Annotated in this window: 18 protein-coding genes; 4 read left to right on the top strand and 14 right to left on the bottom strand. The window is 61.4% G+C overall.

Going from position 1 to position 12,962, the window contains the following annotated elements; translation table 11 throughout:
• Positions 1 to 28: 28 nt before the first annotated feature.
• From HB778_RS15490 to HB778_RS15505, 4 genes are all read right to left on the bottom strand, one after another.
• Entirely contained in the window at positions 29 to 829 is an 801-nt protein-coding gene (locus tag HB778_RS15490) for an ABC transporter permease (RefSeq protein WP_183464629.1), read from the bottom strand.
• The gene (locus tag HB778_RS15495; protein ID WP_183464630.1) at positions 826 to 1,752 is read right to left on the bottom strand and encodes an ABC transporter permease; all 927 of its coding nucleotides are present in this window, start codon (positions 1,750 to 1,752) and stop codon (positions 826 to 828) included. Before HB778_RS15495 ends, HB778_RS15490 begins: the two co-directional genes overlap by 4 nt.
• Positions 1,749 to 2,834 carry an ABC transporter ATP-binding protein gene (locus HB778_RS15500; RefSeq protein ID WP_183464631.1) on the bottom strand — a complete coding sequence of 362 codons (1,086 nt, stop codon included), beginning with the start codon at positions 2,832 to 2,834 and terminating at the stop codon, positions 1,749 to 1,751. The genes HB778_RS15495 and HB778_RS15500 overlap by 4 nt, the downstream gene beginning before the upstream one ends.
• A gap of 76 nt (positions 2,835 to 2,910) precedes the next feature.
• A complete protein-coding gene (locus tag HB778_RS15505) occupies positions 2,911 to 3,951 on the bottom strand; it encodes an ABC transporter substrate-binding protein (protein WP_183464632.1) in 1,041 nt (346 codons plus the stop codon).
• A 240-nt stretch (positions 3,952 to 4,191) separates the two neighbouring features.
• Between HB778_RS15505 and HB778_RS15510 the strand changes: the two genes are divergently transcribed.
• Entirely contained in the window at positions 4,192 to 4,893 is a 702-nt protein-coding gene (locus tag HB778_RS15510; protein ID WP_183464633.1) for a GntR family transcriptional regulator, read from the top strand.
• A gap of 14 nt (positions 4,894 to 4,907) precedes the next feature.
• On the opposite strand, the gene HB778_RS15515 is transcribed toward HB778_RS15510, so the two are convergent.
• The 6 genes from HB778_RS15515 to HB778_RS15540 form a co-directional block, all read right to left on the bottom strand.
• The gene (locus tag HB778_RS15515) at positions 4,908 to 5,087 is read right to left on the bottom strand and encodes a hypothetical protein (protein ID WP_183464634.1); all 180 of its coding nucleotides are present in this window, start codon (positions 5,085 to 5,087) and stop codon (positions 4,908 to 4,910) included.
• A gap of 131 nt (positions 5,088 to 5,218) precedes the next feature.
• The gene (locus HB778_RS15520; protein ID WP_183464635.1) at positions 5,219 to 5,545 is read right to left on the bottom strand and encodes a hypothetical protein; all 327 of its coding nucleotides are present in this window, start codon (positions 5,543 to 5,545) and stop codon (positions 5,219 to 5,221) included.
• A 16-nt stretch (positions 5,546 to 5,561) separates the two neighbouring features.
• Positions 5,562 to 5,984 carry a type II toxin-antitoxin system VapC family toxin gene (locus tag HB778_RS15525; protein WP_183464636.1) on the bottom strand — a complete coding sequence of 141 codons (423 nt, stop codon included), beginning with the start codon at positions 5,982 to 5,984 and terminating at the stop codon, positions 5,562 to 5,564.
• Entirely contained in the window at positions 5,981 to 6,235 is a 255-nt protein-coding gene (locus tag HB778_RS15530; RefSeq protein WP_183465102.1) for a FitA-like ribbon-helix-helix domain-containing protein, read from the bottom strand. Before HB778_RS15530 ends, HB778_RS15525 begins: the two co-directional genes overlap by 4 nt.
• Positions 6,236 to 6,368: 133 nt before the next feature.
• On the bottom strand, positions 6,369 to 6,899 hold the full coding sequence (locus HB778_RS15535; RefSeq protein ID WP_183464637.1) for a dihydrofolate reductase family protein: 531 nt from the start codon (positions 6,897 to 6,899) through the stop codon (positions 6,369 to 6,371).
• 76 nt (positions 6,900 to 6,975) lie between these two features.
• A protein-coding gene (locus tag HB778_RS15540; RefSeq protein WP_183458765.1) for an IS630 family transposase occupies positions 6,976 to 7,921 on the bottom strand; the annotation gives its coding sequence in 2 pieces (ribosomal slippage) (positions 6,976 to 7,581 and positions 7,583 to 7,921; 945 coding nt in all).
• A 486-nt stretch (positions 7,922 to 8,407) separates the two neighbouring features.
• On the opposite strand from HB778_RS15540, the gene HB778_RS15545 reads away from it, so the two are divergent.
• Positions 8,408 to 9,718: a tyrosine-type recombinase/integrase gene (locus tag HB778_RS15545; RefSeq protein ID WP_183464638.1), complete on the top strand. Its 1,311-nt coding sequence runs from the start codon at positions 8,408 to 8,410 to the stop codon at positions 9,716 to 9,718.
• A gap of 50 nt (positions 9,719 to 9,768) precedes the next feature.
• On the opposite strand, the gene HB778_RS15550 is transcribed toward HB778_RS15545, so the two are convergent.
• On the bottom strand, positions 9,769 to 9,957 hold the full coding sequence (locus HB778_RS15550; RefSeq protein ID WP_183464639.1) for a hypothetical protein: 189 nt from the start codon (positions 9,955 to 9,957) through the stop codon (positions 9,769 to 9,771).
• Entirely contained in the window at positions 9,954 to 10,670 is a 717-nt protein-coding gene (locus HB778_RS15555) for a hypothetical protein (protein ID WP_183464640.1), read from the bottom strand. Before HB778_RS15555 ends, HB778_RS15550 begins: the two co-directional genes overlap by 4 nt.
• 136 nt (positions 10,671 to 10,806) lie before the next feature.
• Here HB778_RS15555 and HB778_RS15560 point away from each other — a divergent pair, with 136 nt between their 5' ends.
• Positions 10,807 to 11,046 (top strand): helix-turn-helix domain-containing protein, encoded by a 240-nt coding sequence (locus HB778_RS15560; protein ID WP_183464641.1) that lies wholly within the window; start codon positions 10,807 to 10,809, stop codon positions 11,044 to 11,046.
• A 41-nt stretch (positions 11,047 to 11,087) separates the two neighbouring features.
• The gene (locus HB778_RS15565) at positions 11,088 to 12,050 is read left to right on the top strand and encodes a site-specific integrase (RefSeq protein WP_183464642.1); all 963 of its coding nucleotides are present in this window, start codon (positions 11,088 to 11,090) and stop codon (positions 12,048 to 12,050) included.
• Positions 12,051 to 12,328: 278 nt separating this feature from the next.
• Here HB778_RS15565 and HB778_RS15570 read toward each other — a convergent pair whose 3' ends face one another.
• Together HB778_RS15570 and HB778_RS15575 are read right to left on the bottom strand one after the other, a co-directional pair.
• On the bottom strand, positions 12,329 to 12,577 hold the full coding sequence (locus HB778_RS15570) for a hypothetical protein (protein WP_183464643.1): 249 nt from the start codon (positions 12,575 to 12,577) through the stop codon (positions 12,329 to 12,331).
• A 2-nt stretch (positions 12,578 to 12,579) separates the two neighbouring features.
• Entirely contained in the window at positions 12,580 to 12,897 is a 318-nt protein-coding gene (locus tag HB778_RS15575; protein WP_183464644.1) for a hypothetical protein, read from the bottom strand.
• Positions 12,898 to 12,962 lie beyond the last annotated feature (65 nt).

Genomic DNA, 12,962 nt, shown 5'->3' on the forward strand with positions numbered 1-12,962 from the left:
GTCATTTCTGCGAATTGGTCTGGTGAAATCAATGCCGCCGCCCGAAAACCTGCGCGACGGACAAGAGCAGGATGGAAAGCACGATCAGGCAGGTCGAGATGGCGGCAATCGTTGGGTCGATCTGGTCGCGCAGCGCGTTGAACATGCGGCGCGTCAGCGTCGTCGTCTCGCCGCCCGATATGAACAGCGAAACCACCACCTCGTCGAAGGAGGTGATGAACGCGAACAAGCCGCCCGAAACGATCGAGAACCGGATCTGCGGCATGGTCACCTGCCAGAAGGCGGCGATGCGCCCGGCGCCAAGGCTGCGCGCCACCCGCTCCTGGTTCATGTCGTAGGAGCGCAGGCCCGACAGCACGGTCAGCACCACCAGCGGCAGCGCCTGCACCGTATGCGCGATGACCAGGCCGGTCAGTGTGTTGTTGAGGCCGATGCGGGCGTAGAGGAAGAAGGTGCCGATGCCGATCAGGATCACCGGGATGATCAGCGACGCGGTCAGCAGCCCGTTGATGGTGCCGTTGAAGCGCAGCGTGCCCCGGTTGATGGCATAGGCGGCAGCGGTGCCGAGCGGCGTCGCCACCAGCACGGTCATGACAGCCACCTTGACCGAGACAATGGTCGCATCGCGCCATTCCAGCGACTGGAAATAGGCTTCGTACCAGCGCAGCGACCATTGCTGTGGCGGGAACTGCAGCAGCGTCGAATCCGAGAACGACATGATGACGATGATGACCGACGGCGCGATCAGGAACAACAGCACCAGGCCGCCGAGTGCGTAAAGCCACAGACGTTGCCGGTGCGAGATCGGCAGGCCGACATCCCCGCTCATCGCGAACTCCATACACCGGTGGCGCGCGCGCCAAGCAGCCATTGGAACAGACCAAGAAGCGCCAGCGTGACCACCAGCAGCACCACGCCGAGCGCCGCACCAGCACCCCAGTTGGAATAGAGGCTGGTGGTCTGCTCCATGCGCATCGCCCACATGATCACCTTGCCGCCGCCCATCAGTGCCGGCGTGACGAAGAAGCCGAGGCAGAGCACGAAGACGATGACCACGCCCGAGGCGAGGCCGGGCAGCGACAGCGGAAAGAAGATCTGCCGGAAGGTGGCGACCGGTCCGGCGCCGAGGCTCATGCCGGCGCGCAGGCAGTCGGTATCGATGGTCTTCATCGAGGCATAGAGCGGCAGCACCAGGAACGGCAGCAATATATGCGTCATGCCGATGACGACGCCGGACAGATTGTTGGCGAGCGACAGCGGCTGGCTGATCACGCCGAGGTCGATCAGCCAGCTGTTGATCAGGCCCTTGCGCTGCAGGATCACCAGCCAGGCATAGGTGCGCACCAGCACCGACGTCCAGAACGGCAGGATGACGAGGATCAGGCAGATCGACGCTGCCCGGCGCGGCAGTTGCGACAGCATATAGGCCAGGGGATAACCCAGCAGCACGCAGGCGCCGGTGACGATGAAGGCGACCTTGAAGGTGGTGATGAAGGTCTTGATGTAGGAGGCTTGTTCGAAGAAGCGCGCATAGTTGGATGCGCTCAGCGCGCCGGCCTCGTCGAACAGCGACAGCCAGAACAGCCAGCCGATCGGCACGATGATGATGGCGAAGACCAGGAACAGGCTGGGCGACAAGAGCGCCAGCAGCCGCAGTGATTCGCGCCGCGCGTCGGCGCGCAATGCCTGCGTGTTCAGGTCCTGACCCGCGCGGCCGGCGGTCTCGTTCAGAAGGGCGGATTGCGCGCTCATCCCTCGGCCGCCACCAGGATGGTGTCCTGCGCATCGAGGCCAAGGCTGATCGGCTGTCCGGGCGCTGGCATCCTGGCCAGCACATCGCTGCGGCAATAGTCGCGAAGCGTCAGCTGGCGGCCATCGCGCAGCAATGCGTAGCAAACAAAGCTGTCGCCCTGATAGATGATGTCGCCGACCGTGGCATCGAGCACATTGATGCCATTCGACGGCTCGGCCGCCGTGACCAGCCGCAGCTTTTCCGGCCGCACCACCATCAAATGCTGGCCCGGCGCCGGCGCCGCCCCCGCGGTCTGGATGCGCCTGTCCTCGTACCAGACCGAACCGTTGCGGCACTCGACGGGAATGAAATTCGACTCGCCGATGAAGCCGGCGACGAATTGCGTCTTCGGCGCGGCGTAGAGCGTCTCGGGCTTGTCGAGCTGTTCGATGCGGCCGGCATTCATCACGGCGATGCGGTCCGACATGGTGATGGCTTCGCGCTGGTCGTGCGTGACGTAGACCGTCGTCATGCCAAGCCGCCTATGCAGCGCGCGCAACTCGATCTGCATATGCTCGCGCAGGCCCTTGTCGAGCGCCGACAGCGGTTCGTCCATCAGCACGATGCGCGGTTCGAAGACGATGGCGCGCGCCAGCGCCACGCGCTGGCGCTGGCCGCCGGAGAGCTGGTCGACACGCCGTTCGCCCAGGCCCTGCAGCTTCACCAGTTCCAACGCCTTCTCCACCCGCTCGGCTGTCTCGGCTGCCGCGACGCCGCGCTGCTTCAGCGGAAAGGCGATGTTGTGAAAAACGTTCATATGCGGAAACAGCGCGTAGTTCTGGAACACCATGCCGATGTTGCGCCTGTGCGGCGGCGTGGTGATGATCTCGTCGCCGCCGACTTTTATGGAGCCGCGATTGGCCCGCACGAACCCGGCCAGGATCATCAGCAGCGTCGTCTTTCCCGAGCCGGAAGGGCCGAGCAGCGTCAGGAATTCGCCGGCCTCGACATCGAGGTTCAGGTCGCGCAGCACCGGCACGCTGCCAAATCTCTTTTCGATCCGGCGCATGCTGATCGGCAGCGCGGATGGCGCAATGGACAAGATTTTCTCTCCTTAGGCGGCAAACAAGAGGTGGCAAGGCAGGTTGTGCTCCCTCGCCGTTAGCTATGGCCGCGGCCTATTGCTGGATCAGATTGTTGAACTTCTCCGTCGCCTCGACCAGTGTGTCACGCCAGAATTCGGCATCCTGCAGCACCTGCTTCTTGACGTTTTCGGGCGCCGAGTTGATGTCCTTGATCCGTTCCGGCGGGATCTTGCCGGTCTCGAAGGCCTTTTCATTGACCGGCCCGTTGTCGACATAGAGCGGCAGGTTGGCCTGCAATTGCGGGCTGACGAACATCGCCAGCGCCTTCATCGCCGCTTCCTTGTTCTTGGCGCCCTTCGGGATGACCATGCAGTCGGCGGTGAGCACGCCCTGATCGAAGGAGAAGCTGACCGGCGCGCCTTCCTTCTTCAGCGTGCCGGCGCGGCCGTTCCAGATGCTCGCCATGTCGACCTCGCCATCTTTCACCAGTTGCATGGCCTGGGCGCCCGAGGTCCACCAGGCATCGACATGGCCACGGATCTTGTCGACGGATTTCAAGGCGCCGTCGATATCGACAGGATAGACCTTGTCGATCGGCAGGCCGGAGGCGAGTGCGGCCACGCTGAGCGTCTCGGTCGCCTGGCTGCTGCTTAGCGCGCGCCGCCCCGGAAATTTTTCGACGTTCCAGAAGTCGGCCCAGGTCTTCGGACCCTTATCGCCGAAGACATCGGTCCGGTAGATCAGCACGACGGAGGTGTAGGAAATGCCGACCCAGTCGTCATGGACCAGCTTCGGGTTGATGCCGCTCTTGTCGATGATGCCGTAGTCGAGTTTCTCGAACAGCCCTTCCTTGGAGCCGCGCGCGCATTCATCGGCGCCAAGCTCGGTAATGTCCCACTTCACCGCATTGCCGGTCACTTGCAGGCGCACGTCGTCGAGGCCGTTGGTGGTGTCCTGCTTGATGGTGATGCCGAGCGCATCGGCAGTCGGGGTGAAGAACGCCTTGGTCTGCGCCTCCTGATAGGTGCCGCCCCACGAGGCGACGGTGATGGTATCGCCCGCCACTGCGGGCGCCGCGACTATGGCCATGAGGCCGGCAACCGCGAGAATTCTTACGCTTCTTGTCCTGCTCATTTTCGGCTCTCCAACCGGTGTTCCCATTTGTTTTTGATTTCGCATGCGATTTTGTATACAATTTTGAGTGTAGCTTCGAGATCGGCGATGTCAACACCGCTCAAGGTCGTCGCTAGGAGCCTTCGACGGTGAGCTGGATGGACGCATCGCCGGGGCGTGGCAAATCGCGCCGACTTTGAATACAGCTATCAGAGAGCACGTCACTTCCGGCGGGAAGACCGGAGAACTGGAAACGTAACCTTGGCCAAGGAAACCAAAAACACACTGCGCGAGTCGGTCTACTCCGCGCTCAAGGCGATGATCGTGACCGGCCAGATTCCGCCGGGCTCGCGCGTCACCGAGAGCGATATCGCCGCAAAACTCAATGTCAGCCGCACGCCGGTGCGTGAGGCCTTCAACCGCCTCGAGCGCGACGGCCTGGTCACCGGCCGCCCACGTCAGGGCTATGTCGTCACCGAATTCGACATCAACATGTTCCGCGAAGCCTTCGACATCCGCGAACTGCTCGATGGCCATGCGACCGAACTGGCCGCCGCCGCCGCGACTGAGAAGGACAAGGCACGGCTGCGCGCCATGCTCGCCGAATGCGAGCGGCTGGCCGCCATTCCGGACCGCACCACAAAGGAAAAATTCCAGGAGCTCGAAGTCGGCATCGACCTGCACCGCGTCATCGCCGAAATCAGCGGCAATGTGATGCTGCACGGCATGCTGTGCGGCATCCTCGACAAATGCCAGCACTATGTCTGGACCGAACTCTTGTGGCTCGACGAATGGAAGATCGCCCGCGACGAACATGCCGAGATCGTCGAAGCGATCTGCGCCGGCGACGCCGCCCGGGCCGGCGCCCTGGCCCGCGCCCATGTGCGCGGATCACGCGAAAACGTGCTGCGCCTGCTGCAGGCGAAGTCGGATTACCAGAGCTTTCTCGCCAAGGCGTCCTGAGGACGACCTGGGCGCTACTGATGTGCGCCGCGGGGCCGAGCATTTGCCTCAGCCAACACCGCGAGCGCCTGTTCGACATTCCGCGCCTGAGCATCGGTGCGCTCGATATGCTTCACCATCAGCTTTCGCAGCACGGCGAGCTTGGCGGCGCGATATGCGACACTGTTTTCGGGAGATTCGAAGGACATAGCCATGGCACGATCAGTGTGTCGTGGGATCGATGTGGCGGAGGCGAGAGCGCGCTTCAGCCACACGTCTTTGCTCGGATCTGATCCGGCAGCACAAGGCAAGGCTGATGCCGACGCCACCCTCCTCGTCCAGCATTTCATTTGCTCGCGTGAGAAAAAGTTCCGCACGCTTGACGCGCTGCCTGGCTCTCGCCAGTTCCAATTCCAGATGGTCGTACATTGTTCCGCACCGTTGAGGTCTGCGTCCCTTCAAGAGGAAAACCGCCGCCGGGCGGTTTGGTTCCCTCTGATTGGCGCAGGCACCAGGCCGACATCGTGACGATATCGCGCAGAAGTATGCTGATCTGCTGATCGAGCGCATCGGCGTGGCGTTTAGAATTCGCCGCCTCGGTCTTCGCGCGCAAACCCCGAAAATAGAAACCGGCGCCAAAGCCGATCAGCAGCAACAGGATTGTGGTTTCCATCGTAAGAACGCGGCCCTCATTGTCCGGTCTTCCAGGGGTCGATCACGGGAACGCCCGCCGCCTTGAAGGCGCTGGCGTCCCGAGTCGCGACCACGAAGCCGTGGGCGACCGCGATCGCCGCAATATATCCGTCCGGCGTGGGAAAGCCCCTGCCCGAGTCGCGGGCTGCGACGGCCAGATCGGCGTAACGGCGGGCGGCATCTGTATCGAAGGGAAGGATTCTGCCGTCGAACAGGTCGAGAAGCCCGTCGAGCGTCGTGGCCAGATTCTGTTTACGCCGCCCGTCAGGCAGGGCACCGATGCCGAACACCAGCTCCGCGACGGTCACGCTCGAGAGATAGAGGGTTTCGGCAGCCTGCTCGTCCAGCCAGTCGCGGACTGCAGGGGCAGGCTCAGGCTTCATCGCCTCGGAGACGATGTTCGTGTCCAGAACGATCATTCGAAGCTCATGGGCGTAGCCGGCGTTCTGTCGCGATCCTGCTCCAGCGGCTCGAAATCGGCATTGGTCAGCCCGGCGCTACGGCTCAACGCCGACATGGCGGAGCCGATAAGAATACGATTGGCGGGACGAACCGCCGCTTCCAGAAGCTCGCGCATTTCGGCCTCGGTGCTACGGCCATGGTGGGCCGCGCGTAGCTTGAGGGCGCGGTGCGCCTCTTCGGACAGGTTTCGAATAGTGACGGCGGGCATCTGATAGCGTTCCTGGGTAATTGATAGCATTGCTATCAATATAGTGAAATTGCTATCGCGCAGCAAGGTATGAACGTCGGTGAAGATTCCGCGCCGATGACTGGGGTGGGGACGGCACGGGCACATCGCGCGATCAAGCAGGAACGTAGGTCAGCCGGATCACGTCCTCGCCAATCCGATCGTGAGTGAGGAGGCGGAGCCGCGGCCGAGGTCCGGCAAAATATGGCTTGCCGTGACCAAGCACGACCGGGTGCAAGTAGATCCGATATTCATCGATCAGGCCAAGCTCTGTAAGGCTTTGCGCCAAGGTCGGACCAGCAACCTCGATCTCCCCGTCCCTTCCGGCCTTCAGATCGCGGATCGCGCCTTCGAGATCATCCTCAATCAGCCTGGCCTTGGGGCCGACCGACTTCAGCGAGCGCGAAACGACCCATTTCGACTGGTTCCGCCACGCCGCCGCGAAGGCCTGTTCGTCTGCACCCCATTCAGGATGATCGTCGTCCCAGTAACGCATGATCTCATACATTTGGCGACCGTACACGCTGCCAGCCTGCTTCTGAGCTTCCTCGATGAAGTGGCGGAAGAGCGTGGGGGTTGGCGCAAATGCCGTATGGTCGACGTAGCCGTCCAGGGATTGGTTCATTCCGAACACGAGCTTGGCCACGCCTTCCCCCTTTCCTCACACGGCACATCCGCGCGCTTCTGATTGCGTTATGCAATCAGTCTAGAGCGGTTCGCATTTAGGTTGACTTGTATCCGGCGCTTTCGATGTAGTTGTTACATTCATTTGAGGTGACGACGTCGAGGGTGCTGGCGATGGCGCTGTGTACGGCCTGGATGCTTCGCTTGGCGGCACGTCGCATGCAGTGCTTGAGCTTGGCGAAGAGCTTCTCGATTGGATTGAGATCTGGACTGTAAGGCGGCAGGAAGAAGAGCCGCGCACCGGCGGCCCTGACGATGTCGCGGACGGCTTGGCCCTTGTGAGATCCGAGATTGTCGAGAATGACGATGTCACCCGGCTTCAGGGTCTTGATGAGTTCGGTTTCGACATAGACACGGAAGGCCTGCGCATTGATGGGTCCGTCAATGACCCAAGGCGCCTCTACCCGATCATGCCGCAGTGCGGCGATGAAGGTCATCGTCTTCCAATGACCATATGGCGCGTGAGCCATCAGCCGCTTGCCGCGCACACCCCAGCCGCGCAACGGCGCCATGTTGGTCTTGACCCACGTTTCATCCAGGAAGACCAGGCGCGTTGGGTCAATGCGGGTCTGATAGCGCATCCATTGCGTCCGCCGACGCATCAGCTTTGGCTTGAGTTGCTCAGCCGGCAGAACGGTTTTTTTTAAAACTCTTGCCCTCGCGATGCAGGAAGCGACCGACGCTGGCAGGGTGGATGATGAGACCCCGGTCAGCCAGTGCGGCCGTCAATTCATGAAGCGTTATGTTGGCATCCCGCTCGACCTCGCTCAGGACGAAGGCACGATGCTCCCCGTCAATCAGATAGGGTCGATGACCGCCCATCTTGCCGGGTGCCGCACTGCCCAGCCGACGCTTGCGCGCCGCCCACTTGATCACGCTCGAAACTGCCACCTTCAGTGCCGCGGCCACCTCTCGGCTCGTCTCGCCTTCTTCAAGGCGAGCCAACGCCCGTTCCCGCAAATCCATCGAATAAGGCTTGGCCATCTGTCCCGACCTCCAACGGTCAGAACATCGAATCTGATTTGCTCAGTCTTGGGAATCCCGATTCAGACAAAACGCGAACCGCTCTAGATCGACTGACTCTATCTCGCAATTGGTTTTTGGAGTGCGCATGAACGTCTCGCGATCGAGCTTCCTGACCGATCTGACTCTCCCGGCGATGGGGGATCGCTGGGCCGCGTTGCCGACGGAAACGTCCCAGACGCCGCGGCTACGGAAGGGTTCGACGAACGAATAAAATGAGTGGTTTCCAAGAAATTGGCGCGCCCGAAGAGATTCGAACTCCTGACCCCCAGATTCGTAGTCTGGGATCTGCATCGTGCAGCTTTGTGCGAAGACATTCCGTAACTCTCCAAAACACCAGCAATTCCGGCATTCCTCGATTTGCTTTGCGTGCGGCAATGTGCGAGAGAAAGCGACAATGCGCAACTGTTTTGTGCCCCCAACGTGCCCCCGGAGATTTTGTGCCCGATGGCGAAGCTGACAAACGACATCGTCAAGAACGCCATGCCGGCGGCCGGCAAGAGGCTGGAGCTACGCGACGACGTCGAGACAGGGCTCATTTTCCGGGTCACTGAAAAAGGGGTTCGCTCATGGTCGGTCCGCTACCGGAACGCCGCCGGAGAGCATCGCCGGAAGAACCTTGGCGCTTACCCGTCTGTCGGCCTCGCCAAAGCGCGGGAGGAGGCTCGGAAGGCAAAGGGGGCTGTCGCCGGTGGCGCCGACGTGGTGGCGCTGGACAAGGCCAGCAAGGCCGAGGAACGGCGCAAGCACTTGCACAAGCTGGGCGGGCTGGCCGATGCCTATTTCATCGCAGCGGCCGAAGGAACGCATAAGGGCGGCCCCAAGGCGGCGCCGAAGCGAGCAACGACGATCGCCGAGGAGAAGCGAATATTCGAGAAGCTGGTCAAGCCCAAGTTTGGCGAAAGCGCGGTGGCGAACATTACTCGTATCGAGATCCGGGATTTCGTCGCCAAACAGGCAAAGGCTGCGAAGTCGAACGGCCGGCATTGCCGCAACATCATCCGCCAGTTGATGAGCTTCGCGGTGCGGGAAGGGGTCATAGATTACAATCCGGCTCACGATATCGCTGTGGCTGCGCCGAAGGTTCGCACGACGGTCTTGAAGGATTCCGACCTGAAAGCCTTCTGGCTGGCCTGCCAGCGGCCGCAGGACGTCGAAGACCTTGCCATGTCCAAGCTGATGGGGATCGCGCTCAGGATGGCCGCTGTAACGCTGCAGCGCGGCGGTGAGGTGGTCGGCATGCGATGGGCGGAGATAGACCGCGCCGCCAAGACTTGGCTCATCCCAGCCGAGCGCATGAAGGGGAAGAAGTCGCATATGGTGCCGCTCAGCACCGCCGCCCTGGCGCTGCTCGACGAAGCCCAAGCCGCAGTCGAGGGGAATGGCACCGATTATGTGTTCCCATCGCCCCGATCTAAGGAAGACCAGCCGATCGACAGACGGGCATTTTCACGGGCAATGAAGCGGCTGGTCGAGGCCGTGAAGATCGGCGCGGCAACCCCGCATGATCTGCGGCGCACAGGCGCCACCATGCTCACAAGCGAGCGGATCGGATTTCCCCGGTTTATCGTGTCCCAGATCATCGCGCATGCCGGCGACACTGGCGGCGCAGCGGCGGTGACCGGCAAGCACTACGATTTGAACGATTACCTTCCCGAGAAGCGCCGCGCGCTGGATGCCTGGGCACTGCTGCTTGAAGAAATCGTCACCGACGTAAAGCGAGCAGAGAACGTAATAGAGTTACCTAGGCAGGCGTGAAAAAGCCCGCCACCATCGGCAGCGGGCCAAATCCGTAACGGTTACGAATTTCAATGCATCGAAGACAGAAGCGATATTAACCCAGCAGCAGCATTGGATCGGGCTGGCTCGGCGCCATCGGAGCGCACCACACGGTCGACCGCCGCAAGCAGGTTGACCCTTTCGGCCTCGCTCATGAGATGCCAGGCCGCCACAAGCTTCTGAACGACGTCGTTCTCGCCTTGCATGTGCGCGCTCATGACACTCCTCCCGCCATAGCCTTGATATCCGCCGTCAGGCTTTCCAGGATTTCATATTCGTTGAACGTCCAACGCTGGTGCACGCGAAGCTTGACCAGCATCCCGGCCAGCGTCTGCGCGCGCATGTCGAGAAGAGACTCGGCGATGTCCCCGGCGGTGCTAATCAACCTTTCTCGCTCGTCCTCGACCTCCCGCAAGCCGCTTTTGCGAATGATCTCCTCGCATTCGGCCTGCCATGCCTTAAAGCGCTCGGTGAGTTGCCTGTCGTTCTCCCTCCAGGCGACGGCGGCGGGATGGGCCAACCACGAATCATCGATCTTGTCGGGATCGACACCTCTTGCCATATCCCAAAACGTGGCCTTGATCTCATCAGTTCCCGGAAGCTTAGGGGGCTTTGGCGGCTTGAGGCGGTATACCCGTTCCTCGATTTCTCCAACCTTGTCGGCGACACCCTCATAGATCGCGAATGCAGAATTGAACTCGGTTTCGATCCGAAACAGTTCGGCGTCGACGTGTTGGGCTGGCGCCGCCGGGACGCTTCCAAAATCAGGAAACACTTTCGGCGACGTCGCGACGGTGGCAAGCGCCGCGGTCGAGCCTCCAACGGCAGCGAGGGCGCCAAGCAGGGCGCGGCGGGAAAATCTCCCGATGATCGGCATTACCTCGGCAGCGGGCATAGCTTCGCCGGCGGCCGGAACACGGGTGTTCGGCATGATCTTTCCTTTCAGACATGGGTTGGATGCGCCTATTGCTCTTTTTGGCTCATCTGGTAGCCTTAATGGCTGAATTAGATTGCAGTGTCAATCTTTTTGTGTCACCAATTAGCCGGAAAGTTTGAAAGGGTCGAAAGTGATCAACGAAATGCAGATCAGAGCGGCGCGCGCGCTCATTGATTGGTCTCAGGGTGACTTGGCTGAAAAATCAGGCCTCGCCCTCGCGACCATCAAGCGGATGGAGAAGCTCGGGCCGGGTCGCAGTTCTGTCGACAACGCCCAGGCTGTACAAGCGGCACTGGAAGCAGCTGGCGTTCTGTTCATCGCCTCGAATGGCAACGGGCCTGGCGTCCGGCTGCGCGATCGTCCTGCCTGACTATTGAGAACAACTGTTATCGCTACGAACGGGGGGTTTCCATGTCTGCTTTGAGCATCGTCTCAACTTCGAACACGCTGCCGGCCGTCTCCGATCTCACCGATGAGGCGATCGACTATGGCCGGGCCGCGCTATCGGCGAATACCATGCGCGCCTACAGGACCGACTGGAGCGCCTTTCAGGACTGGTGTGCGGCCCGTGGTCGGACGTCGCTACCGGCCTCGCCTGCAACCGTGGCGAACTTCGCATCAGCGCTGGCCAATGCCGGCAAGCGCGTGTCGACGATCGGCCGCAGCCTGGCCGCGATCCGGTTCTTTCACCGCGGCGCCGGCATGGATAACCCGACCGAGGATGCTGGCGTTGCCGCCATCCTGAAAGGCATACGGCGCACCGTGGGCGTAGCGCCTCGCCAGAAGGCTCCAGCAACCGCCGACGTCATCCATTGCATCTTGGCTCACGTCGCGCGCGACACGCTTCAGGGGAAGCGCGACAGGGCATTGCTGCTGCTCGGATTCGCCGGCGCCTTTCGCCGCTCTGAGTTGGTCGGCATCACCGTTGCGGACCTGACCTTCAACGATAAGGGCGTCGACGTGTTTCTAGGCCGCTCCAAGACCGACCAGGAGGGCAAGGGCCAGTCTGTCGCCATTCTCAACGGTAAGGCCCTGGCGGCCGCTGACAGGCTCAGGGAATGGCTTGAGGCGGCCGGGATCACCGAAGGGCCAGTCTTCCGACCGATCAGCCGTGGGGACAATGTGATGCCCGGCGGTCTCACTGCTCAATCAGTGGCGCTGATCGTGAAGAAATACGCGGATGCTGCAGGGCTCGACGTGGCCAGCCTGTCAGGCCATTCCCTGCGCGCGGGCTTCATTACGTCTGCCGCCGACAATCGCGCATCGATCAGCCGCATCATGGAAGTGTCGCGTCATCGGGATCCGCGATCGGTCGAGACCTACGTGCGGCGAGCCGACCGCTACAATGACCATGCCGGCGACGGGTTTCTCTAAACGATGACGCCCGCCTAGGGCGGTGACCTTGCGTATAAGCCTGGACTTATGCGATTATCCGGGCTCTCCCAAATTGCGAGGCGCGGCATGCTGGCACGTACTCCCCTCACCGAAATCGAGATTGAGGGCGTTGGCACATATCGGCTTCCGAACGTTTGGCAGGCTCGGCGCATCAATCGAATCCGAGGCCCGAAACGGCACACTGCCGCGTTAGCGCTTGGTTGCGGGATGACGGCCCGGCAGTTCGACAAACTGCCCTCGGACAAGCAGGCTGAAGTTCACCGGGCATATCTAACCTTGATGTCACCCAGCAATGTCGCGACGCTGGCAGGACCGGCGCCGGCTGATACCCGAGCAATTCCCGCGGCCACCTGTCGATCGACCAGAAACTGGCCATCGGCCGCTGGCTGCTCCGCGAAAAGGCGACATTGCCGCGCGGCCATTTCGGCCCCTGGGTAGAGACGCAGGAAGGCCTGTCCCGAAGTATGGCTTTGCAATGCATGCGGCTGGCCACGGGCGGCGATCAAGCCTAATTCGACCCCTGATAGCATTTCACCTGAACCTGATTGGCGAACTCGGAGATAGTCCGCTCCTTGAACTCGCTGAACAATGGCATCTCGTAGGCCATGATCACCATGCTCTTGCCAATCCCTTTGATTGGGTCGTCGTCGGCCAGTTTTTCGACGACAGACATCATCACTGACATATCGGTCCCGTTCTGGCGTTTTTGCATAATGCTGCGGGCAAGTTCGCCGATGGCAGTGCAATTATCTGTCAAGATGTCGGCATTTAGCGGCGACGTGATCAATAAAGTGGCGATCAGCAATCCGAACCCGGCTTTGCGCACAGTATTGCCCTCCTATTTCCCCGGCGTCAGCATTGCGCTGACTGCAGGAAAACGCAAGCGCACCC

This window comes from Mesorhizobium huakuii, assembly GCF_014189455.1.
Classification (GTDB): Bacteria; Pseudomonadota; Alphaproteobacteria; order Rhizobiales; family Rhizobiaceae; genus Mesorhizobium; species Mesorhizobium huakuii_A.

Bases quoted from the DNA above. Each gene is read 5' to 3' on its own strand.
- HB778_RS15525 (WP_183464636.1), bottom strand. From the start codon at position 5,984: ATGATCGTTCTGGACACGAACATCGTCTCCGAGGCGATGAAGCCTGAG.
- HB778_RS15545 (WP_183464638.1), top strand. From the start codon at position 8,408: ATGGCGAAGCTGACAAACGACATCGTCAAGAACGCCATGCCGGCGGCC.
- HB778_RS15550 (WP_183464639.1), bottom strand. From the start codon at position 9,957: ATGAGCGCGCACATGCAAGGCGAGAACGACGTCGTTCAGAAGCTTGTG.
- HB778_RS15495 (WP_183464630.1), bottom strand. From the start codon at position 1,752: ATGAGCGCGCAATCCGCCCTTCTGAACGAGACCGCCGGCCGCGCGGGT.
- HB778_RS15490 (WP_183464629.1), bottom strand. From the start codon at position 829: ATGAGCGGGGATGTCGGCCTGCCGATCTCGCACCGGCAACGTCTGTGG.
- HB778_RS15515 (WP_183464634.1), bottom strand. From the start codon at position 5,087: ATGGCTATGTCCTTCGAATCTCCCGAAAACAGTGTCGCATATCGCGCC.
- HB778_RS15555 (WP_183464640.1), bottom strand. From the start codon at position 10,670: ATGCCGAACACCCGTGTTCCGGCCGCCGGCGAAGCTATGCCCGCTGCC.
- HB778_RS15530 (WP_183465102.1), bottom strand. From the start codon at position 6,235: ATGCCCGCCGTCACTATTCGAAACCTGTCCGAAGAGGCGCACCGCGCC.
- HB778_RS15505 (WP_183464632.1), bottom strand. From the start codon at position 3,951: ATGAGCAGGACAAGAAGCGTAAGAATTCTCGCGGTTGCCGGCCTCATG.
- HB778_RS15520 (WP_183464635.1), bottom strand. From the start codon at position 5,545: ATGGAAACCACAATCCTGTTGCTGCTGATCGGCTTTGGCGCCGGTTTC.
- HB778_RS15565 (WP_183464642.1), top strand. From the start codon at position 11,088: ATGTCTGCTTTGAGCATCGTCTCAACTTCGAACACGCTGCCGGCCGTC.